The 20221-nt window shown below is 74.0% G+C and carries 20 protein-coding genes; 19 read left to right on the forward strand and 1 reads right to left on the reverse strand.

The features are described from left to right. Positions 1 to 86 precede the first annotated feature (86 nt). Positions 87 to 584, reverse strand: a complete 498-nt coding sequence (locus tag ABZ493_RS14755) for an aromatic ring-opening dioxygenase LigA (RefSeq protein ID WP_430582894.1) — start codon at positions 582 to 584, stop codon at positions 87 to 89. Between the two features lie 246 nt (positions 585 to 830). Between ABZ493_RS14755 and ABZ493_RS14760 the strand changes: the two genes are divergently transcribed. From ABZ493_RS14760 to ABZ493_RS14850, 19 genes are all read left to right on the forward strand, one after another. Further along, positions 831 to 1046, forward strand: coding sequence for a hypothetical protein (locus ABZ493_RS14760; RefSeq protein ID WP_430582895.1), 216 nt, complete (start codon positions 831 to 833; stop codon positions 1044 to 1046). 240 nt (positions 1047 to 1286) lie between these two features. Further along, the gene (gene thrS, locus ABZ493_RS14765) at positions 1287 to 3281 is read left to right on the forward strand and encodes a threonine--tRNA ligase (protein WP_430582959.1); all 1995 of its coding nucleotides are present in this window, start codon (positions 1287 to 1289) and stop codon (positions 3279 to 3281) included. Positions 3282 to 3292: 11 nt separating this feature from the next. Next, positions 3293 to 3910: an HIT domain-containing protein gene (locus ABZ493_RS14770; protein WP_430582896.1), complete on the forward strand. Its 618-nt coding sequence runs from the start codon at positions 3293 to 3295 to the stop codon at positions 3908 to 3910. Continuing rightward, positions 3910 to 4566 carry a phosphatidylinositol phosphate synthase gene (gene pgsA, locus ABZ493_RS14775; RefSeq protein WP_430582897.1) on the forward strand — a complete coding sequence of 219 codons (657 nt, stop codon included), beginning with the start codon at positions 3910 to 3912 and terminating at the stop codon, positions 4564 to 4566. The genes ABZ493_RS14770 and pgsA overlap by 1 nt, the downstream gene beginning before the upstream one ends. Then, positions 4566 to 5540: a phosphatidylinositol mannoside acyltransferase gene (locus ABZ493_RS14780; RefSeq protein ID WP_430582898.1), complete on the forward strand. Its 975-nt coding sequence runs from the start codon at positions 4566 to 4568 to the stop codon at positions 5538 to 5540. Before pgsA ends, ABZ493_RS14780 begins: the two co-directional genes overlap by 1 nt. After that, the gene (locus ABZ493_RS14785; protein WP_430582899.1) at positions 5537 to 6793 is read left to right on the forward strand and encodes a glycosyltransferase family 4 protein; all 1257 of its coding nucleotides are present in this window, start codon (positions 5537 to 5539) and stop codon (positions 6791 to 6793) included. The genes ABZ493_RS14780 and ABZ493_RS14785 overlap by 4 nt, the downstream gene beginning before the upstream one ends. Further along, positions 6790 to 7377, forward strand: coding sequence for a hypothetical protein (locus ABZ493_RS14790; protein ID WP_430582900.1), 588 nt, complete (start codon positions 6790 to 6792; stop codon positions 7375 to 7377). Before ABZ493_RS14785 ends, ABZ493_RS14790 begins: the two co-directional genes overlap by 4 nt. 69 nt (positions 7378 to 7446) lie before the next feature. Next, the gene (gene pdxS / locus ABZ493_RS14795) at positions 7447 to 8367 is read left to right on the forward strand and encodes a pyridoxal 5'-phosphate synthase lyase subunit PdxS (protein ID WP_430582901.1); all 921 of its coding nucleotides are present in this window, start codon (positions 7447 to 7449) and stop codon (positions 8365 to 8367) included. A gap of 80 nt (positions 8368 to 8447) precedes the next feature. Next, complete coding sequence (gene hrpB / locus ABZ493_RS14800; RefSeq protein WP_430582902.1) at positions 8448 to 10973, forward strand: ATP-dependent helicase HrpB; 2526 nt, start codon at positions 8448 to 8450, stop codon at positions 10971 to 10973. A 136-nt stretch (positions 10974 to 11109) separates the two neighbouring features. Then, the gene (locus tag ABZ493_RS14805; RefSeq protein WP_430582903.1) at positions 11110 to 11676 is read left to right on the forward strand and encodes an NUDIX domain-containing protein; all 567 of its coding nucleotides are present in this window, start codon (positions 11110 to 11112) and stop codon (positions 11674 to 11676) included. Then, on the forward strand, positions 11673 to 12347 hold the full coding sequence (pdxT, locus tag ABZ493_RS14810) for a pyridoxal 5'-phosphate synthase glutaminase subunit PdxT (protein ID WP_430582904.1): 675 nt from the start codon (positions 11673 to 11675) through the stop codon (positions 12345 to 12347). Before ABZ493_RS14805 ends, pdxT begins: the two co-directional genes overlap by 4 nt. Before the next feature lie 7 nt (positions 12348 to 12354). Then, a complete protein-coding gene (locus ABZ493_RS14815; RefSeq protein ID WP_430582905.1) occupies positions 12355 to 13113 on the forward strand; it encodes a YebC/PmpR family DNA-binding transcriptional regulator in 759 nt (252 codons plus the stop codon). A gap of 54 nt (positions 13114 to 13167) precedes the next feature. Continuing rightward, positions 13168 to 13758 carry a crossover junction endodeoxyribonuclease RuvC gene (gene ruvC, locus ABZ493_RS14820; protein WP_429729494.1) on the forward strand — a complete coding sequence of 197 codons (591 nt, stop codon included), beginning with the start codon at positions 13168 to 13170 and terminating at the stop codon, positions 13756 to 13758. 98 nt (positions 13759 to 13856) lie between these two features. Beyond that, positions 13857 to 14516 (forward strand): Holliday junction branch migration protein RuvA, encoded by a 660-nt coding sequence (gene ruvA, locus ABZ493_RS14825; RefSeq protein ID WP_430582906.1) that lies wholly within the window; start codon positions 13857 to 13859, stop codon positions 14514 to 14516. Next, complete coding sequence (gene ruvB / locus ABZ493_RS14830; protein ID WP_430582907.1) at positions 14509 to 15618, forward strand: Holliday junction branch migration DNA helicase RuvB; 1110 nt, start codon at positions 14509 to 14511, stop codon at positions 15616 to 15618. The genes ruvA and ruvB overlap by 8 nt, the downstream gene beginning before the upstream one ends. 143 nt (positions 15619 to 15761) lie before the next feature. Further along, on the forward strand, positions 15762 to 16205 hold the full coding sequence (gene yajC / locus ABZ493_RS14835; RefSeq protein ID WP_430582908.1) for a preprotein translocase subunit YajC: 444 nt from the start codon (positions 15762 to 15764) through the stop codon (positions 16203 to 16205). 201 nt (positions 16206 to 16406) lie between these two features. Next, positions 16407 to 18461, forward strand: coding sequence for a protein translocase subunit SecD (secD, locus tag ABZ493_RS14840; RefSeq protein ID WP_430582909.1), 2055 nt, complete (start codon positions 16407 to 16409; stop codon positions 18459 to 18461). After that, entirely contained in the window at positions 18461 to 19558 is a 1098-nt protein-coding gene (secF, locus tag ABZ493_RS14845) for a protein translocase subunit SecF (protein WP_430582910.1), read from the forward strand. The genes secD and secF overlap by 1 nt, the downstream gene beginning before the upstream one ends. Positions 19559 to 19571: 13 nt before the next feature. Further along, positions 19572 to 20210, forward strand: coding sequence for an adenine phosphoribosyltransferase (locus ABZ493_RS14850; protein ID WP_430582911.1), 639 nt, complete (start codon positions 19572 to 19574; stop codon positions 20208 to 20210). Positions 20211 to 20221: the final 11 nt, after the last annotated feature.

Genomic DNA, 20221 nt, shown 5'->3' on the forward strand with positions numbered 1-20221 from the left:
CGCGGTCGTGTTGTTCGCCGCCGCGTGCAGCATGGCCCGGGCGCCGCGTTCGCGGCGCAACCGCATGTTCGACGGGCGGGTGGTGGTCAGACCGCCGGGTTGAGCCGGCCGCGGGCCGGGGTGGCCGCGGCGGCGGGCACGGTCGCGGTGGCGACGGCGGGCGCCACGGCGAGGCGGCGCACCGACCAGCCGAGCAGGCCGAAGAGGACGCCGAGACCCATCACCAGGGCGCTGACGCCGTAGGCGACGACCGACGTGAACAGCGAGGCCCGCAGGAACGAGGCGTTCATCGCGGTGGCGCGCAGCGGGTCGTCCTGCTCGAGCTGGGCGTAGGTCTGGCCGCCCGTGGCCTCGAGCGCGTGCTTGTCGATGACCTGCGCCTGGGCGTACGCCGTGAGCGGGCCGTCCACGGTCGCGCCGCCGAGGAACGCGGCGTCCTCGGAGACGGTGATGTCCTGGGCGGCGAGCTGCGTGCTCACTGTCGCCCACGTGGCGGCGCCGGCACCGATCATCAGGATGCCGGCGATCAGCGCGACGAGGCCGACGATGCGAACCGGTCGCTGGGTGGTGCGGGTGGTGGTCATGGTCCCCTCCGGGTGCCGGGTCGCGTGGTCCGCGGCCGGTCTGGACTGCGCCTGGTCTGGCGCTGTCTCTATGGTATGACCACACGAGCTGACCTGCACCGACGGCGCTTGTGAAGTCCTTCACAAAGGTTCCCGGGGCGACGGTCGGCGATCGGTGGCTCGGCCCGGTCGCGCGTGCGCGACGGGCGTGGTGGTCTGGACGGCGCCGGACGGCACGGGGCCGGCCGGCGCCGAAGGGGGAGCAGCATGAGCGAGAGCTCGGGTCTGGGCGGCCTGTTCGACAAGGCCAAGGAGAAGATCAAGGACCTCGCCACCGACGAGAACATCGACAAGGCGGCGGGCGAGGTGAAGAAGCGGACGCCGGACAACGTCGACGGCTACGTCGACAAGGCGGCCGCCGAGGCCAAGAAGCGCAACGACGACGGTCCCGCCGCGCGGCCCGGCGGCGAGCCCGGCGCCTGATCCTGCGCCTGGCCTGGTGCCCGGCCGAGCGCTCGCCGAGTGCGCGCCCAGGTCGGACGGCGCGTGGCGCGGGCCGGGGCCGCGCGGTTGAGTACGATCGTGGGGCGTCACCGATGGTGGCGCCCCACGACCGTTCCCGGGTGCCCCCGGCCCCGGGCGGTCTCGCCCAGGCGCTGCCCGTGCCCGACCGCAGCGCCCACGACCCGCAAGGAGCAGCACGTGTCCGACGTCGCCTCGCCGATGCCACCGAACCCCGACGACACCACCCAGGACGCGGTGACGGTGCAGACGCCGACGACGGGCACGGAGCTCTTCGCGGACCGCAAGGACGTCGTCGTGATGCGCGTCGCAGGCGAGCTGCTGGACCTCTCGCGCGAGCTGGCGGCCGGCACCGTCGTCGAGCCCGTGACGATCGGCTCGCCCGACGGCCTGGCCGTGCTGCGCCACAGCGCCGCGCACGTGCTGGCCCAGGCGGTGCAGCAGGTGAACCCGGACGCGAAGCTCGGCATCGGCCCGCCTGTGACCGACGGCTTCTACTACGACTTCGACGTCGCGACCCCCTTCACCCCCGAGGACCTCAAGGCCCTCGACAAGGCGATGGCGCGCATCGTCAAGGAGGGGCAGACCTTCCGCCGCCGGGTCGTCACGGAGGACGAGGCCCGCGCCGAGCTGGCCGACGAGCCCTACAAGCTGGAGCTCATCGGGCTCAAGGGCGGCTCGTCGGACGACGACGGCTCGTCGGTCGAGGTCGGCGGCGGCGAGCTGACGATCTACGACAACGTGCGCGGCGCCGGCCGCGAGAGCGAGACCGTGGTCTGGAAGGACCTGTGCCGCGGCCCGCACCTGCCGAGCACGAAGCTGATCGGCAACGGCGTGCAGCTCATGCGCAACGCCGCCGCGTACTGGCGCGGCAGCGAGAAGAACCCCATGCTGCAGCGGGTCTACGGCACCGCCTGGCCCAGCAAGGACGAGCTCAAGGCGTACCTCGAGCGCCTGGCGGAGGCCGAGCGTCGAGACCACCGGCGCATCGGGTCCGAGATGGACCTGTTCTCGTTCCACGACGAGGTCGGCTCCGGCCTGCCGCTGTTCCACCCCAAGGGCGGCGTCATCAAGCGGGTCATGGAGGACTACGTCCGCCAGCGCCACATCGAGGAGGGCTTCTCCTACGTCGGCACGCCGCACATCACCAAGGAAGAGCTCTTCTACACGTCGGGCCACCTGCCGTACTACGGCGACACGATGTTCCCGCCGCTCGACCTCGAGGACGTCGGCGACCACGGGCGCTACCGCCTCAAGGCGATGAACTGCCCGATGCACAACCTCATCTTCTCGAGCCGCGGACGCTCCTACCGCGAGCTGCCGATCCGGCTGTTCGAGTTCGGCTCGGTGTACCGGTACGAGAAGTCCGGCGTCGTGCAGGGCCTCACGCGCGTGCGCGGCCTGACCCAGGACGACTCGCACTCCTACGTCACCCCGGAGCAGGCGCCCGCCGAGGTCAAGCACCTGCTGGACTTCATGCTGTCGGTGCTGCGCGACTTCGGCCTGGACGACTTCTACCTGGAGCTGTCGACGCGCGACGACAAGAAGAAGGACAAGTTCGTCGGCTCCGACGACGACTGGGCGAAGGCCACGGCGGTGCTCGAGGAGGTCGCGGTCGCCTCCGGCCTCGAGCTGGTCGCGGACCCGGGCGGCGCCGCCTTCTACGGGCCGAAGATCTCCGTCCAGGCCAAGGACGCGATCGGCCGCACGTGGCAGATGGGCACCGTGCAGTACGACTTCAACCAGCCCAAGGGCTTCGGCCTCGAGTACACGGCCGCGGACGGCACCAAGCAGCAGCCGGTGATGATCCACTCCGCCAAGTTCGGCTCGATCGAGCGGTTCATGGGAGTGCTCATCGAGCACTACGCGGGGCTGTTCCCGGCCTGGCTCGCGCCCGTCCAGGTGCTCGCAGTGCCGGTCGCGGAGGCGTTCGACGACTACCTCAAGGACGTCGTCGCCCAGCTGACGGCCCGCGGCATCCGCGCCGAGGTCGACCTGTCGGACGACCGGTTCGGCAAGAAGATCCGCAACGCGTCCAAGGAGAAGGTGCCGTTCGTGCTCATCGCCGGGGGCGAGGACGTCGAGGCCGGGGCCGTGTCGTTCCGGTTCCGTGACGGCACCCAGGAGAACGGGGTGCCCGTCGCCGACGCGATCGAGCGCATCGTCGCGGCCGTGCGCGACCGCGCGCAGGTCTGAGCGGCGCGCCGATGTCCGGACACGAGGCCGAGCACCGCGAAGGACAGCGCCCGACGACGGCCTCGGCGGGCGACTTCGGCCCGCCCGAGGACGGGCTGCAGCGGCTGTGGACCCCGCACCGCATGGTCTACATCGGCGGGCAGGACAAGCCCGCCGACGGGTCGGTGGCGCAGTGCCCGTTCTGCCGGATCCCTGCGGGCGACGACGAGTCGGGGCTCGTCGTCGCCCGCGGGGCCGAGTGCTACGCGGTGCTCAACCTGTACCCGTACAACTCCGGGCACCTCATGGTGCTGCCGTACCGGCACGTGTCCGGCTACGTCGAGCTCACGGCGTCGGAGACCGCCGAGCTGGCCGCGATGACCCAGACGGCGATCCGCACCCTCACCGCGGTCTACGGCCCGGCCGGCTACAACATCGGAATGAACCAGGGCGAGGTCGCCGGCGCCGGCATCGCGGCGCACCTGCACCAGCACGTCGTGCCGCGCTGGCTCGGCGACGCCAACTTCCTGCCCGTCGTCGGGCAGACCAAGGCACTGCCGGAGCTGCTGTCCGACACGCGGGCGCGGCTCGCCGCGGCCTGGCCCGACGCCGACCCCGCCACCGGCGCCGAGCCGGACGGAGGGCGCTGATGCTCGGCGGCCTCCGGGCGACGATGCAGCGGCTGTTCACCCCGCCCGCGCGGCTGCTCCTGCGGCTCGGGGTGTCGCCGGACGCGGTGACGATCGCCGGCACGGTCGTCGTCGTCGTCCTCGCCCTGACGCTGCTGCCCACCGGGCACGTGCTCCTCGGCGGCGTGCTCATCGGCCTGTTCGCGCTCGCGGACTCGATGGACGGCGTCATGGCACGCCTGTCGGGCCGCACCGGGCCGTGGGGTGCGTTCCTCGACTCGACCCTCGACCGGATCTCCGACGGCGCCGTGTTCGCGGGCATCACGCTGTGGTTCGTGCTGCACCCGGACCTGCCGTACGACACGTGGGGGATCGTCGCGTCCCTCGCCTGCCTGGTGCTCGGCTCCGTGGTGCCCTACGCCCGCGCCCGGGCCGAGAGCGTCGGCGCGACGGCCGCCGTCGGCATCGCGGAGCGCACCGACCGCCTCGTCGTGGCCCTCGTGGCCGTGGCCTTCACGCAGGTGGGGCTGCCGCTGCTCGTCACCGTGATCGCGCTGACCCTGCTCGCCGTCGCCAGCCTCGTCACCGTCGTCCAGCGCGTCTCGACGGTCCGCCGGCAGCTGGTCGCCGCGCCCGCGCCGCACGCACCCACCGACCGTCCCGACCCGGAGGCCTGATGCGGATCGACACGCGCATCGATGTAGCCCGCCTGTACACGTTCGCCTGGCGCCACGCGCCGAAGATCCCTGAGCCGGTGCTGCGCGCGGCGTTCACCGCCGTCGCAGACCTCACGTGGCTGCGGCGCACGGAGGGGGTGCGGCGGCTCGAGGCGAACTACGCGCGGGTGCGGCCCGACCTCGACGGCCCCGGGCTGCGCCGCCTCACCCGCGCGGGCATGCGCTCGTACATGCGGTACTTCCGCGAGGCGTTCACCCTGCAGGGGGCCACCGCCGAGCAGGTCACCGCCCGCGTCCGCGTGGACGGCTACGAGAACGTCGCCGGCCCCGTCGCCGACGGGCAGGGCGTCTCGCTCGCCCTGGCCCACCTGGGCAACTGGGACCTCGCCGGCGCGTACGCCACCCCGCACATCGCCCCCGTGCTCACCGTGGCGGAGCGGCTCAAGCCGGAGGAGCTCTTCGTCGAGTTCGTCGAGTTCCGGCGCTCGATCGGCATCGACGTGCTGGCCCTCGGCGACCACGACGTCTTCCGCAACCTCGTGCGCGGCGCCGTGAAGGGCGGGTGCATCGTCCCGCTGCTCGCCGACCGCGACCTCACGGCGTCCGGCGTCGAGGTGGACCTCTTCGGGCACCGGGCGCGCGTCGCCGCCGGGCCCGCGGCACTGGCGCTCGCGGCCAAGGTGCCGCTCGTGCCCGTGGGCATCACCTACGAGCGGCTCACCGGCGAGCGCCGGCGCGCCGCCGGCACCGCCTGGGGCATCGTCATCCGGTTCTACCCGGCAGTCCCGGTGCCCGACGACTCCGGCCTGCACCGCAAGGACCGCGTGGCGCGCATGACGCAGGGCTGGGTGGACGCGGTCGCCGTCACGCTGCAGGAGTCCACGCAGGACTGGCACATGCTGCAGCGCGTCTTCGTCGACGACCTCGACGCCGAGCGGTACGCCCGCACCAGGGCCGAGGCGGGCGAGGCATGATCGCCGTGCCCGACGGCGTCCCCGAGGCCACGACGCCGGCGCGCCCGCTGCGCGTCGGCATCGTCTGCCCGTACTCGTTCGACGCGCCGGGCGGGGTGCAGTTCCACGTGCGCGACCTCGCCGGCGCGCTGCAGGACGCCGGGCACCACGTCTCCGTGCTCGCGCCGGCCGACGAGGACACCCCGGTGCCGGACGTCGTCACGCCCGCGGGCCGCGCCATCCCGGTGCGCTACAACGGGTCGGTCGCGCGCCTGACGTTCGGCCCGCGTACCGCGGCCCGGGTGCGGCGCTGGCTGGAGGCGGGGCGCTTCGACGTCGTGCACGTGCACGAGCCGATGGTGCCCAGCCTGTCCATGCTCGCCCTGTGGTCGTCCGAGGGGCCGGTCGTGGCCACGTTCCACACGTCCCAGACGAGGTCGCGGGCGCTGCAGGTCGCGTACCCGCTGCTGCGCCAGTCGCTGGAGAAGATCGCGGCGCGGATCGCCGTGTCGGAGGACGCGCGCCGCACCCTCGTCGACCACGTGGGCGGCGACGCCGTGGTCATCCCGAACGGCGTCTACGTGGACACGTTCGCGGCGGCCGAGCCGTCCGACCGGTGGCGTGGCACCCCCGAGGCGCCGACCATCGCGTTCCTCGGCCGGCTCGACGAGCCGCGCAAGGGCCTCCAGGTGCTCGCCGCCGCGGCGCCACGCGTGCTCGAGCGCGTCCCCGGGGCGCGCTTCCTCGTGGCGGGCAAGGGCGACGACGGCCGGGACGCGGCGCTCGAGGCGCTCGGCCCGCGCGCCGGGTCGTTCGAGTTCCTCGGCGGCGTGAGCGACGAGGACAAGGCGTCGCTGCTCGCGTCGGCGGACCTGTACATCGCCCCCCAGACGGGCGGCGAGAGCTTCGGGATCGTGCTGGTCGAGGCCATGAGCGCCGGTGCCGGCGTGGTGGCGAGCGACCTGGGGGCGTTCCGCCGGGTGCTGGACGAGGGCGCCGCCGGGCGCCTGTTCCGCACGGGCGAGCCGGACGACCTGGCCCGCACGATCCTCGAGGCCCTCTCGGACGCCGCGGGCACGCAGGAGCGGCGGGAGCGGGCCACGGCGTTCGTGCGCCGCTTCGACTGGTCCGCGGTGACCTCGCAGGTGCTCGCCGTGTACGAGATGGCGGTGGCCGCGGGGGAGGCGTTGGGCTCGCCGGTCGCGCCGTCGCGGACGGAGAGCGCCGTCGGCTGGCTGCGCACCCGCCGTGCCGCCGGAGGTGAGGGCGCATGACCTGGTCCGAGCTCGCGCTCGTCGTCCTCGTCGTGGCGGCCGTCGCGGTCTGGCTCGCCTGGATCTCGGCGTCGCGCCTCGACCGGCTGCACCGCAAGGTGGTCGCGTCGCGCATCGCCCTGCAGGCGCAGCTCGCACGGCGCGCCGGCGCCGCGATCGACCTGGCCTCCTCGGGCCTGCTCGACCCGGCGGGGGCCGTGCTCGTCGCCGACGCGGCGTTCGCCGTCGTGGAGGACGCCGCCCCGCCGCCCGCGCCCGGCGCGGAGCTCGCGCTCGAGGGCCTCGGCCCCGACCGCGAGCGCGCCGAGAGCGAGCTGTCCGCGACGCTGCGCTCCGCGCTCGGCGACGACGAGGCGCTGGCGGAGCTGCGCGGGGCGCCGGACGGCGACGAGCTGGTGGGTCAGCTCTCGGCAGCCTGGTACCGCGCCCAGCTGGCCCGGCGGTTCCACAACGAGGCCGTCGCGCAGGCCCGGCGCGCCCGGCGCACCTGGTACGTGCGGCTGCTGCGCCTGTCCGGGCACGCGGCGCTGCCGCGCACGGTCGAGCTCGACGACCAGATGCCGGAGGGCCTCACCGGCGCCTGAGGCCCGGAACTAGGATGGAAGGCGCGTGACAGCGGTCACGCGTCCCACTGCGACACGAGCGAGGTTGCGTTGAGCGAGACCAGCGGCAGCGACGGCCGGATCACCGCGGGCGAGGTGGGCACGGCCCGCGTCAAGCGCGGCATGGCCGAGATGCTCAAGGGCGGCGTCATCATGGACGTCGTCACGCCCGACCAGGCGAAGATCGCCGAGGACGCGGGCGCCGTGGCCGTCATGGCCCTCGAGCGGGTGCCGGCCGACATCCGCGCGCAGGGGGGCGTCGCCCGCATGAGCGACCCCGACATGATCGACGGCATCATCGACGCCGTCTCGATCCCCGTGATGGCGAAGGCGCGCATCGGGCACTTCGTCGAGGCGCAGGTGCTGCAGTCCCTGGGCGTCGACTACATCGACGAGTCGGAGGTGCTGACCCCCGCCGACTACGCCAACCACATCGACAAGTGGCAGTTCACCGTGCCGTTCGTGTGCGGGGCCACCAACCTCGGCGAGGCGCTGCGCCGCATCACCGAGGGCGCGGCGATGATCCGCTCCAAGGGCGAGGCAGGCACGGGCGACGTCTCCAACGCGACCACGCACATGCGGCAGATCCGCGGCGAGATCCGCCGGCTGACGTCGCTGCCCGAGGACGAGCTGTTCGTCGCCGCCAAGGAGCTGCAGGCCCCGTACGAGCTCGTGGCCGAGGTCGCCCGGGCCGGGAGGCTCCCGGTCGTCCTGTTCACCGCGGGTGGCATCGCCACCCCGGCCGACGCCGCGATGATGATGCAGCTCGGCGCCGAGGGCGTGTTCGTCGGCTCGGGCATCTTCAAGTCGGGCGACCCCGTCGCGCGCGCGAAGGCGATCGTCCAGGCCACCACGTTCCACGACGACCCCGACGTCGTCGCCAAGGTCTCCCGCGGGCTGGGCGAGGCCATGGTGGGCATCAACGTCGAGGCCGAGCCGGCGCCCGTGCGCCTGGCCGAGCGCGGCTGGTAGCGCCGGGTCCGACCGCCACCAGGGGCCTCGCCGACGTCGCGTCCGCGGGGCCCTTGGTCGTGCTCGACTAGTGTCGGGGCGTGCTGCTCCCTGAACCTTCGGTGCCGGGTGCGGACCTGCCCGTCCGGGCGGTCCTGCCCGCCACGGTCGACGCGGTGCGGTCGAGCGGTACCGCGGTGCTGGTTGCGCCGCCCGGGTCGGGGAAGACCTCGCTGCTGCCCCTGGCCCTGGCCGATGCGCTCGGCGGCACGGTCCTCGTCGCCGAGCCGCGCCGGATGGCCACCCGCGCGGCGGCGACCCGGCTGGCGGCGCTGGTCGGCGAGCCGCTCGGACGGCGGGTCGGCTACGCGATGCGCGGGGAGCGCAGCGGCGGAAAGGACCTCCGCGTCGAGGTGGTGACGACGGGGCTCCTCGTGCGCCGGCTGCAGCAGGACCCGGAGCTGCCGGGCGTCACGGCGATCGTGATCGACGAGTGCCACGAGCGGCACCTGGACGCCGATCTGCTGCTCGCGCTCCTCGTCGACGTCCGGGCGAACCTCCGGGACGACCTGGCCGTCGTCGCGACCTCCGCCACGGCGGACACGGTCAGTCTGAGCCGCGCGCTCGGCGCGGGCGTCCCCGCACCCGTGGTCACGGCGTCCGCCGCCCTGTTCGACGTGGCGACCGAGTGGGTTCCACCGCCGTTGCCGACGCCGCTGCTTCCCGGCGGTCGCGTCGACCCGCGCCTGCTGGACCACGTCGCGACCGTCGTCCGGCGCGCCCTCACCGAGAACGAGGGCGACGTCCTCGTGTTCGTCCCGGGCGAGGCCGAGATCGACGGTGTGACTCGCCGGTTGGCCGACCTCAACGTCCTGCCGCTGTTCGGCCGCCAGTCCAGGGCCGAGCAGGAGCGCGCGCTGACGCCGTCCGCCGTGCGTCGGGTCGTGGTGACGACCGCGGTGGCGGAGAGCTCGCTGACGGTGCCCGGGGTCAGGGTCGTGGTCGACGCGGGCCTCGCCCGGGAGCCGCGGACCGACCAGTCCCGCGGCCTCGGGACGCTGGTCACCTGCCGGGTCTCCAGGTCGTCGGCCGACCAGCGGGCGGGGCGCGCCGGGCGGGAGGCGCCGGGCCGGGTCTACCGCTGCTGGTCCGCCACCGACCACGGCCGTCTCGACGATCATGCGGCGCCGGAGATCGCGGTCGCCGACCTGGCGGCGTTCGCCCTCGACCTCGCGGCCTGGGGCGCGCCAGAGGGTGCCGGCCTGACGTTGCTCGAGGCGCCGCCCGCGCCCGCGATGACGGCGGCGACCGCGTTGCTGCGCCGCATCGACGCCGTCGACGACGACGGCAGGATCACCGAACGGGGCCGGCGGATGCGGGCGATCGGGGCGCATCCTCGAATCGCGCGTGCGTTGCTGGACGGGGCCCCGCGGGTCGGCGCCGACCGGGCGCGCGAGATCGTCGCGATGCTCTCGGACGACTCGGGACGCACCTTCGGGGACGATCTCCCGGCACGCCTGCGAGCCCTCCGCCGGGGTGACGACCGTGGAGCGACGGCCCGCTGGCGCGAGGAGACGGAGCGCCTCGGCCGTGGCGCGACGACGGGCGACCCGTCGGGTGGGCGGGCCGGTCGGGGGACGCCCGGGGTGCCGGACGATCTCGCGGTGGGCATCGTGGCGGGGCTGGCGTACCCGGACCGGGTCGCGCGGGCCCGAGGGACCGGCTCGGCGACCTACCAGATGTCCGGCGGCACGGGCGCCGCGCTGGATCCGCGGTCGCCGTTGCGGGGCACCGCCTGGCTGGCGATCGCGGTCGCCGACCGGGCACCCGGCCGCGCCGACGCCAGGATCCGGTCCGCGGCGCCGATCGACGAGCAGACCGCGCGGGACGTCGCGGGCGATCTCGTCTCGACCACCGACCAGATCCGCTGGGACGACGGCCGGATCGTGACGCGGCGGGTCGAGGCGCTCGGCGCGATCGTGCTGGGCGACGTCCCGCTGACCGACCCGGACCGGCTGCTCGTCCAGGCGGCGGTGCGCGACGGCATCCGACGCAGCGGCGTGTCCGTCCTGCGCTGGTCGGAGGCCGCGCTCGCCCTGCGGGAGCGGCTCGCGTTCTGCCACGCCCACCTCGGAGGCCCGTGGCCCGCGGTCGACGACGACGCGCTGCTCGCCGATCTCGACGCGTGGCTGGGCACGGAGCTCGCCTCGGTGCGAGGCTCGCGCGACCTCGCCCGCATCGACGTGGCCTCGGCGCTCCGGCGGCTCCTGCCGTGGCCCGAGGCCGCCCGGTTCGACGAGCTGGCGCCGGAACGGCTCCGGGTCCCGTCGGGCTCCGCGGTCCGGCTCGCCTATGACGGCGTCGAGCCGCCGGTCCTCGCGGTGAAGCTGCAGGAGGTCTTCGGCTGGACCGCGGCCCCGGCCGTCGCGGACGGCCGTGTCCCGGTCGTCCTGCACCTGCTGTCGCCCGCCGGACGACCGGTCGCGATCACGAGCGACCTCGCGTCCTTCTGGAGGCAGGGCTACCCCGGGGTCCGAGCCGACCTGCGAGGGCGCTACCCGCGCCATCCGTGGCCGGAGGACCCTCTGTCGGCCCTCCCGACCAGGCGTGTGAAGCCTCGGCGGTGAACGGGGGACGCCTGGTTTCGTGGCGACGTTCCGTGGCTACCATGGGCGCCATGGATGCACGTTCCCCGTCAGCCGCGAGCCACGGCATCGTCCCCGAGTCCGAGCCGAACTCGACGCGCCTGGCGGAGCGGGGCTGGTGACGCCCGCCCTCGGCGACGACTGGGCCGTCGGGCCGGACGGGCTGCGGCAGCGGCGCGCCGCGCGCGTCATCGTTCTCGACCACGACGACCGGGTGCTCCTCGTCCGCGGGCACGACGCCGACCAGCCGGAACGCTCCTGGTGGTTCACCGTCGGCGGTGGCATCGACGCCGGCGAGAGCGAGGTCGACGCCGCCCTGCGCGAGCTGCGCGAGGAGGCCGGGCTCGCGCTCGCGCCGCACGACCTCGTCGGCCCGGTGCTGACCCGCGACGCCTACTTCCACTTCTTCGCGGAGACGTGCCGGCAGCAGGAGGTCTTCTTCCTGGCGCGCGTCGACGGCGGTCACCGACCCACGGACGACGGGTGGACGGCGGAGGAGCGCGACGTGCTCGACGAGATGCGCTGGCTGACCACGGCCGAGCTGCGCGCCGAGACGCGCGAGGTCTTCCCGACCACGCTGCCGGACGTCGTCGACGACCTGGCCCGCGGGTGGGACGGAGCCGTGCGGCACCTCGGCGTCCAGCACGACGACGAGCCGTCCGACCCCGAGGATCTCCCGCGGTGACGACCGACGCCACGACGCCGGGCGGTGCCCGGCCCACCATCGGCGTGCTCGCACTGCAGGGCGACGTCCGCGAGCACGCCGCCGCGCTCGAGCAGGCAGGCGCCCGCGCGGTGGGCGTGCGTCGCCCGGCGGAGCTCGACGCCGTCGACGGTCTCGTCCTGCCCGGCGGGGAGTCCACCACGATCGACAAGCTGCTCCGGCTCTTCGAGCTCGCGGACCCGCTGCGCCGGCTGATCGGCGAAGGGCTGCCCGTGTTCGGCTCGTGCGCGGGCATGATCCTGCTCGCCGACCGCATCGAGGGCGGCACGGCCGACCAGCGCACGCTGGGCGGGATGGACGTCGTCGTGCGGCGCAACGCGTTCGGCCGCCAGGTGGACTCGTTCGAGGCCGACCTGCAGGTCGTGGGCGTCTCGGACGTGCCCGGGGGGCGCCCGGTGCGCACCGCGTTCATCCGCGCGCCGTGGGTCGAGGAGGCGGGGCCGGAGGTCGAGGTGCTCGCCCGCATCCCGGACCGCTGGGCGGACGGCTCCGCGGTGGGGCCCGCCGCCGGTAAGATCGTCGCAGCACGTCAGGGACGGCTGCTCGCCACCGCGTTCCACCCGGAGATCACGGGGGACGCGCGGGTGCACGGGTTGTTCGTCCGGCTCGTCCAAGCATCGCGAAGGAGTTAGGGAGCGCATGTCAGGTCACTCCAAGTGGGCCACGACCAAGCACAAGAAGGCGGCGATCGACGCCAAGCGCGGCAAGCTTTTCGCGAAGCTGATCAAGAACATCGAGGTCGCCGCGCGCACGGGCGGCGGCGACCCCGCCGGCAACCCCACGCTGTTCGACGCCATCCAGAAGGCGAAGAAGTCGTCGGTCCCCAACGACAACATCGACCGCGCCCTCAAGCGCGGTTCCGGCGAGGGCGCCGACGCCGTCGACTACCAGACGATCATGTACGAGGGCTACGGCGCGAACGGCATCGCCGTCCTCGTCGAGTGCCTCACGGACAACAAGAACCGTGCCGCCTCGGAGGTGCGCCTCGCGTTCTCCCGCAACGGCGGCAACCTGGCCGACCCGGGCTCCGTGTCGTACCTCTTCTCCCGCAAGGGCCTCGTCGTCGTGCCGAAGGCCGACGGCGTCACCGAGGACGACGTCATGCTCGCCGCGCTCGACGCGGGCGCCGAGGAGGTCAGCGACGAGGGCGACGTCATCGAGGTCCTCTCGGAGGCCACCGATCTCGTCGCCGTGCGCACGGCGATCCAGGAGGCGGGCATCGAGTACGACTCGGCCGACTCCATCTGGCACCCCTCCATGGAGGTCGAGGTCGACGTCGACGGCGCGCGCAAGATCATGCGCCTCATCGACGCGCTCGAGGACAGCGACGACGTGCAGAACGTCTACGCGAACTTCGACGCCTCCGACGAGGTCATGGCGGCCCTCGACGAGGAGTGACGGCTCCCGGCGCGGGTCGGCCGTCCGCGGCCGCCCGCGTGAGAGGGTGACGACGTGCGCGTGCTGGGGGTGGACCCGGGGCTGACCCGGTGCGGTGTCGGGGTCGTCGACTCGTTGCCCGGGCGCAGGGCGCGGATGGTCGACGTGGGCGTCGTGCGCAGCGAGCCGGAGCTGAGCGTGGACCTGCGGTTGCTGCGTGTCGCCGAGGGGCTCGAGGAGTGGCTCGAGCGCACCGTCCCGGACGTCGTCGCCGTGGAGCGCGTGTTCGCGCAGAACAACCGCGGCACGGTGATGGGCACCGCCCAGGTCGCGGGCCTCGCGATGGTCGCCGCCGCCCGGCGCGGGGTGCCCGTCGCCATGCACACGCCCAGCGAGGTGAAGGCCGCCGTCACCGGGTCCGGCCGCGCCGACAAGGAGCAGGTGCAGCGCATGATCGCGCGCATCCTCGGGCTCGACGAGCTGCCGCGGCCGGCCGACGCCGCGGACGCGCTCGCCCTCGCCGTCACCCACCTGTGGCGGCCGTCGGGCGCGCTCCAGGGCGGCGAGCGGAACGAGCTCACGCCGGCCCAGCGCGCCTGGGCCGCGGCCGAGCGCACCGCGCGGACGGGGTCCCACCGGGGCGCTCCGTCGCGCGCGCGGCGCTGACGGACGCCCGGCGGCGTGTGTCGCCGCCGCCGCGTCGGTCCGGGTTGTTACAGTGACGCCTCGTACGGGTGTTCGAGGGTTCGACGGAAGGACCACGGGTGATCGCCTCCCTGACCGGCACGGTCACGCACGTGACGCTCGAGCGGGCCGTGCTCGACGTCGGCGGGGTCGGATACCTCGTGCACGCGACCCCCGGCACGCTCGCCGGCCTGCGGGTGGGGGAGCGTGCCCAGCTGCACACCACGCTCGTCGTCCGCGAGGACTCGATGACGGTCTTCGGGTTCGCCGAGTCGGACGAGCGCGAGGTCTTCGAGACCGCCCAGTCCGTGTCCGGAGTCGGCCCCCGCATCGCCCTGGCCATGCTCGCCGTGCTGACCCCTGACGCGCTGCGCCGCGCCGTCGCCTCCGAGGACCTCGCGGCGCTGCGCCGCATCCCCGGCGTGGGGCCCAAGAGCGCCCAGCGCCTCGTGCTCGAGCTGTCCGGCAAGCTGGGCGCCCCGGCCTCCGACGCCGTGGGCGCCGCCGGCGCCGCGGTGTCCGACGGCGCCCCCGTTGTGGCGGGGGACCCGGCGCGCGACCAGGTGGTCGAGGCGCTGGTAGGCCTCGGCTGGGCGGCCAAGGTCGCGCAGGACGCGGTCGACCGCGTGCTCGCGGACGCGGGCGACGACGGCTCGGCGGGCGGCCGGGTCGGCAGCCCGATCGACGTGGCGGCCACCCTGCGCGCGGCGCTGCGGTCCCTCGGCGGCCGCCGTGGCTGAGGTGGACCCCGAGTACGGCGGGGAGCGGCTGGTCACGGCCTCGGCGGACGACGTCGAGCGCGCGGCCGAGGCGGCGCTGCGCCCCAAGAAGCTGGAGGAGTTCGTCGGCCAGCGGGTGGTGCGCGACCAGCTCTCGCTCGTGCTGCAGGCGGCGCTGGCCCGCGAGGCGTCGCCCGACCACGTGCTGCTGTCCGGCCCGCCCGGCCTCGGCAAGACGACGCTGGCGATGATCATCGCCGCGGAGCTCGGCACCTCGCTGCGCGTCACGAGCGGCCCGGCGATCCAGCACGCGGGCGACCTGGCGGCGGTGCTCTCCTCGCTCGAGGAGGGCGAGGTCCTGTTCATCGACGAGATCCACCGGCTGGCCCGCCCGGCGGAGGAGCTGCTGTACGTCGCGATGGAGGACTTCCGCGTCGACGTCGTCGTCGGCAAGGGCGCGGGTGCGAGCGCCATCCCGCTCGCGCTGCCGCCGTTCACCGTGGTCGGCGCGACGACGCGGTCCGGGCTGCTGCCCGCCCCGCTGCGCGACCGGTTCGGGTTCACGGGCCACCTCGACTTCTACGACGCCCACGAGCTGGAGCGGGTCATCACGCGGTCCGCGGGGCTGCTGGGCGTGGACATCCAGCACGCCGCCGCGCACGAGATCGCCGGCCGCTCGCGGGGCACCCCGCGCATCGCGAACCGCCTGCTGCGCCGCGTGCGCGACTGGGCACAGGTGCGCGGTGACGGCAGTCTCGACCTGCGTGCCGCCCGGGCGGCCCTGGAGGTCTACGAGGTCGACCCGATCGGCCTGGACCGCCTCGACCGCGCCGTGCTCGACGCCGTCTGCCGACGGTTCGCCGGCGGCCCCGTGGGCCTGGGCACCCTGGCGATGACCGTGGGGGAGGAGCCGGACACCGTGGAGACGGTGGCCGAGCCCTACCTCGTGCGCGAGGGCCTGCTGGGGCGCACGCCGCGCGGCCGGGTCGCGACGCAGGCCGCCTGGGAGCACCTCGGCCTCGAGCCGCCGCCCGGTGCATGGGGCGCGCCGCTCGGCGGGACGCTGTTCGACGCCGCCGGTGGTTCCGCCGGGGCCGACGGGGACGGCGCGGCCCCCCAGTAGACTGGGTTGGCCCCCGGCCACAGACGGCCCGGGGCCGGAACTCGACGGGTGCCGTGCTCGTTGGGGCCCGTGTGCGCAGGATCCTGCGCCCCCGACGCCCGGCCGTCGTACGACCGTCGGGCAGCGACAGACAAGGACGCTCCGTGGAACTCATCATCCTCTTCGTGGTCCTCGCCGGGCTCATGTTCTTCATGAGCTCGCGGACGCGCAAGCAGCAGAAGCAGCAGGCCGAGTTCCGGTCGCAGCTCGCGCCGGGCCAGGAGGTCATGACCGGCTCGGGCCTGTTCGGCACGGTCGTGGAGATCGACGAGACGACCGACACCGTCACCATCGAGTCGGTGCCCGGCGGCGCGCAGACCCGCTGGCTCCGGGCGGCCATCGCCAAGCGCGTGGACGCCCCGGTCGAGGAGCCCGCCGAGGAGGCCGACGAGACCGACGTCACAACCGACTCCTCCGCGACCGGTACGATCACCTCCGGCGACGGTCACATCGACGTCCCCGACGACCTGTCGAGCCTGGACACCGCGCAGCGGGAGTACCGGGAGCAGCAGCGTCGTGACGAGGGCGAGGCCGGCACCACCAAGTGACGGCACCGAAGTGACGGCACCGAAGTGACAGCAACAGCGACATGGGTCGGCGGGCGATCGCGCCCGTCGGCCTGACGACGCGCCGGTCGGGGTGATCCCGGCCGGCGCCATCACGCGTCGACCCCGGGGCGGCGCGCAGACGGGAAGAGACAGAAGTTGGCGAACTCACGCACGAAGCGGTCGCGTCCGGTACGCACCCTCGTGGTCTTCACGATCCTGACGATCGTCCTGCCGTTCCTCGCCCTCGGCGCCGGCGTCTTCTGGGACGCCAAGTCGGACACCAACCCCGACGGCGCGAGCTGGGCCCCGGGGCTGGCGCTCGACCTGCAGGGCGGCACGCAGCTGATCCTCACGGCGGACACCACCGACGGGTCCCAGGTCACGTCGGAGACGATCGACGAGTCGATCAACGTCATCCGTCAGCGCATCGACTCCTCGGGCGTCTCCGAGGCGGAGATCACCGCCCAGGGGCAGAACAACATCGTCGTGGGAATCCCGGGCGAGGTGTCGCAGGAGACCATCGACCTCATCTCGCAGCCCGCGCAGATGCGCTTCCGCCCCGTGCTGACGTACGCCGCGGGCACGCCGACCCCCGAGCCCTCGGCCTCGCCGAGCGCGGACGCCGGTGACGGCGCGTCCGACGACGCCGCGGACGACACGGCGAAGGACGACGCCGCGGCCGAGAGCGAGGCCCCGAGCGGCAAGAGCGCCGGCGCGCCGCTGACCGTCCCGGCGGACACGGACCCGTCGGCCACGCCGTCGGCGACCGCCACCGCGACGTCGGGCGAGGACGCCGAACCGTCGCCGTCGGCGACGCCCGAGGGCGCCGAGGGCGACGAGGCCGCAGCGACCGACCCGAGCGACCTGGCGCAGATCACCCCCGAGATCCAGCAGCAGTTCGAGGAGCTCGACTGCACCGATCCCGCCAACCTCAAGGGCGGCGGCGGGGACGACCCGGACAAGCCCCTGGTGACCTGCGGCGAGCAGGACGGGATGAAGTACATCCTCGGCCCGATGGAGGTCGACGGCGTCCACATCTCCTCCGCCAGCTCCGGCCTGGTCCCGGGCGCGAACGGCACCACCACCAACGAGTGGGGCGTCTTCCTCAACTTCGACTCCGTCGGGACGAAGGAGTTCCGCGAGACCACGACGCGCCTGCAGGGCCTCGAAGCGCCGCGCAACCAGTTCGCGATCGTGCTGGACGGGCTCGTCGTCTCGGCGCCGTCCCTGTCCCCGGGCACGATCATCTCCAACGGCCAGGCGACGATCTCCGGCTCGTTCACCCGCGACAGCGCGGCCACGCTGGCCAACCAGCTGAGCTTCGGCGCGCTGCCGGTGCAGTACACGGTGGAGAGCCAGGAGGTCATCTCGGCGACGCTCGGCTCCGAGCAGCTGCGCAACGGCCTCATCGCGGGCCTCATCGGCCTCGCGCTCGTCGTCGTGTACTCGTTGCTGCAGTACCGCACGCTCGGCCTGCTGACGGTCGCGTCGCTGGTGGTCGCCGGGGTGATGACGTACGTCGCGATCGCCCTGCTGTCCTGGGGGATGGGCTACCGCCTGTCGCTCGCGGGCGTCGCCGGCCTCATCGTCGCCATCGGCTTCACGGCGGACTCGTTCATCGTGTACTTCGAACGCATCCGCGACGAGCTGCGCGACGGCAGGACGCTCGCCTATGCCGTCGAGCGCGGCTGGGGCCGTGCGAGGCGCACGATCCTCGCGGCCAAGGCGGTCAACCTGATCTCCGCGGTCATCCTGTACTTCCTCGCCGTCGGCGGCGTGCAGGGCTTCGCGTTCACCCTGGGTCTGACGACGATCATCGACGTCGCCGTCGTCTTCTGGTTCACGCACCCGATGATGGAGGTCATCACCAAGATCCCGTTCTTCCGCGACGGCCACCTGTGGTCGGGCCTGTCGCCCGAGCGGCTGCGCGCGGGCTCCGGCCCGCGGTACGTGGGCGCGGGGCGCGTGCGGACCGCCCAGCCCGCCGTGGCCGGTGCCGCGACGGAGTCCTCCGAGGACGTCGAGGAGCCGGGGGAGCGCGTGCCGGCCGAGGCCGTGCACAGCGGGGCGCGGCAGGCGCCCGCGGCCCCGGTGACCGACGGTTCCGGCCGGCGTCTCACGATCGCCGAGCGTCGCGCGGCGGAGCGCCGGGCGGCCGCCGGGGAGGCGGACCCGCAACCGGGCACAGGACCGGACGACGGATCGCCCTCGGCGACCGGTGAGAACCACTCCGGCACGGACGAGGAGAGCCGCTGATGGCCCGCATGCGATTCGCCCAGTGGGGCAACGACCTGTACACGGGCCGCCGGTCCTACCCGATCGTGCAGCGCCGCAAGCGCTGGTTCACGATCGTGGGCATCCTCGCCGTCGCGTCGATCGCCGTGATCCTGATCAAGGGCCTCACCCTCGGCATCGACTTCCGCGGTGGCACGGAGTTCACGGTCAACGACGTGGCCTCGACCGAGCAGCAGGTGGCGATCGACGCCGTGCACGAGGTGCTCCCGGACGAGGAGCCCCGCGTCGCGATCGTCGGCGGCTCGGCGGTGCGCGTGCAGACCGAGACCGTCACGCCGGAGCAGGAGGCCGCCCTGGTCACGGGCCTCGCCACGGCGTACGACGTCGACGAGTCCGCGGTGACGACGTCGTTCGTCGGCCCGACCTGGGGCGCGGGCGTCTCCATGCGCGCGCTGTGGGGCACGGTGGTGTTCGTAGTCGCGGCCGCGCTCTTCATGGCCGTCTACTTCCGCGCGTGGCGGATGTCGGTGGCGGCCATCGTCGCGATGCTCGCGGACCTGCTCATCTCCGCCGGCGTCTACGCGGCGATCGGCTGGGAGGTCACGCCGTCGACGATCATCGGCTTCCTCACCATCCTCGGCTTCTCGCTCTACGACAAGATGGTCGTGTTCGACAAGGTGCGCGAGAACACGGCGGACGTGCTCACGCAGACGCGCTCCACGTACGCCGAGCGGGCCAACCTGGCCGTGAACCAGACCCTGGTGCGCTCGATCAACACCTCGGTCGTGGCGCTCCTGCCGGTGGCGAGCATCCTCTTCGTCGGCGCCTTCCTGCTGGGCGCGGGTACGCTCCGCGACCTGTCGCTGTCGCTCTTCGTCGGTATCGCCGTCGGTGCGGCGTCGTCGCTCTTCCTCGCGACGCCGCTCGACGTCGCCCTGCGGGAGCGCGAGCCGAAGATCGCCGCGCACACGAAGGCGGTCCTGGCGGAGCGCGCGGGCTTGGTCGCCGAGGGCGGCCACGAGGCGGAGGTCGCGGCGTACACGACCGGTTCCGCACAGCTGATCCCGGGCCAGCACCAGGGCAACCAGGCCCAGCCGCGTCGCAAGCGCGGCCGCTGAACCGGGGGCGGGAATGACGGACGAGACGGCGGGCGCCGGCCCGACGGGCGAGCCCCTGGGCGACGTGGTGCGCGGAGCCGTCGACGACATCGTCGTCGACGGGCTGGGCGGCCTCGGCGAACGACGGGCCGCGGAGGTGCGCGCGCTGATCCGCGACGTGCCGGACTACCCGCACCCGCCGGTCGTGTTCCGCGACATCACGCCGCTCCTCGCGGACGGCGCGGCGCTGGCGGACGTCGTCGAGGCGTTCGTCGGCCTGGTGGACGCGGACGGCGGCGTGGACGTGGTCGCGGGGATGGAGGCGCGCGGCTTCCTCCTGGGCGCGCCGCTCGCGACGCGACTGGGCGTGGGGTTCCTGCCGCTGCGCAAGGCGGGCAAGCTCCCGCCGCCGGTGGAGCGGGTCGACTACGACCTCGAGTACGGATCCGCGGCGATCGAGCTGCGCACGGGAACACTCGAGGCGGGGGCGCGTGTTCTCCTGGTCGACGACGTGCTCGCGACCGGTGGCACGGCGTGCGCGGCGGCCGAGCTCGTGGAGCGGTCCGGAGGCCAGGTGGTCGCGCTCGCGTTCCTGCTCGAGCTCTCCGGCCTGGGCGGACGCGACAGGCTGACCGGGCGGACGGTCGAGGCTCTGCTGCGCGTGGAGTCGTAGACTTGCCGTCC

It is taken from the genome of Isoptericola sp. NPDC019482 (assembly GCF_040632295.1).
Classification (GTDB): Bacteria; Actinomycetota; Actinomycetes; order Actinomycetales; family Cellulomonadaceae; genus Isoptericola.

Bases quoted from the DNA above. Each gene is read 5' to 3' on its own strand.
- ABZ493_RS14755 (WP_430582894.1), bottom strand. From the start codon at position 584: ATGACCACCACCCGCACCACCCAGCGACCGGTTCGCATCGTCGGCCTC.
- ABZ493_RS14760 (WP_430582895.1), top strand. From the start codon at position 831: ATGAGCGAGAGCTCGGGTCTGGGCGGCCTGTTCGACAAGGCCAAGGAG.
- thrS (WP_430582959.1), top strand. From the start codon at position 1,287: ATGCCACCGAACCCCGACGACACCACCCAGGACGCGGTGACGGTGCAG.
- ABZ493_RS14770 (WP_430582896.1), top strand. From the start codon at position 3,293: ATGTCCGGACACGAGGCCGAGCACCGCGAAGGACAGCGCCCGACGACG.
- pgsA (WP_430582897.1), top strand. From the start codon at position 3,910: ATGCTCGGCGGCCTCCGGGCGACGATGCAGCGGCTGTTCACCCCGCCC.
- ABZ493_RS14780 (WP_430582898.1), top strand. From the start codon at position 4,566: ATGCGGATCGACACGCGCATCGATGTAGCCCGCCTGTACACGTTCGCC.
- ABZ493_RS14785 (WP_430582899.1), top strand. From the start codon at position 5,537: ATGATCGCCGTGCCCGACGGCGTCCCCGAGGCCACGACGCCGGCGCGC.
- ABZ493_RS14790 (WP_430582900.1), top strand. From the start codon at position 6,790: ATGACCTGGTCCGAGCTCGCGCTCGTCGTCCTCGTCGTGGCGGCCGTC.
- ABZ493_RS14815 (WP_430582905.1), top strand. From the start codon at position 12,355: ATGTCAGGTCACTCCAAGTGGGCCACGACCAAGCACAAGAAGGCGGCG.
- secF (WP_430582910.1), top strand. From the start codon at position 18,461: ATGGCCCGCATGCGATTCGCCCAGTGGGGCAACGACCTGTACACGGGC.
- ABZ493_RS14850 (WP_430582911.1), top strand. From the start codon at position 19,572: ATGACGGACGAGACGGCGGGCGCCGGCCCGACGGGCGAGCCCCTGGGC.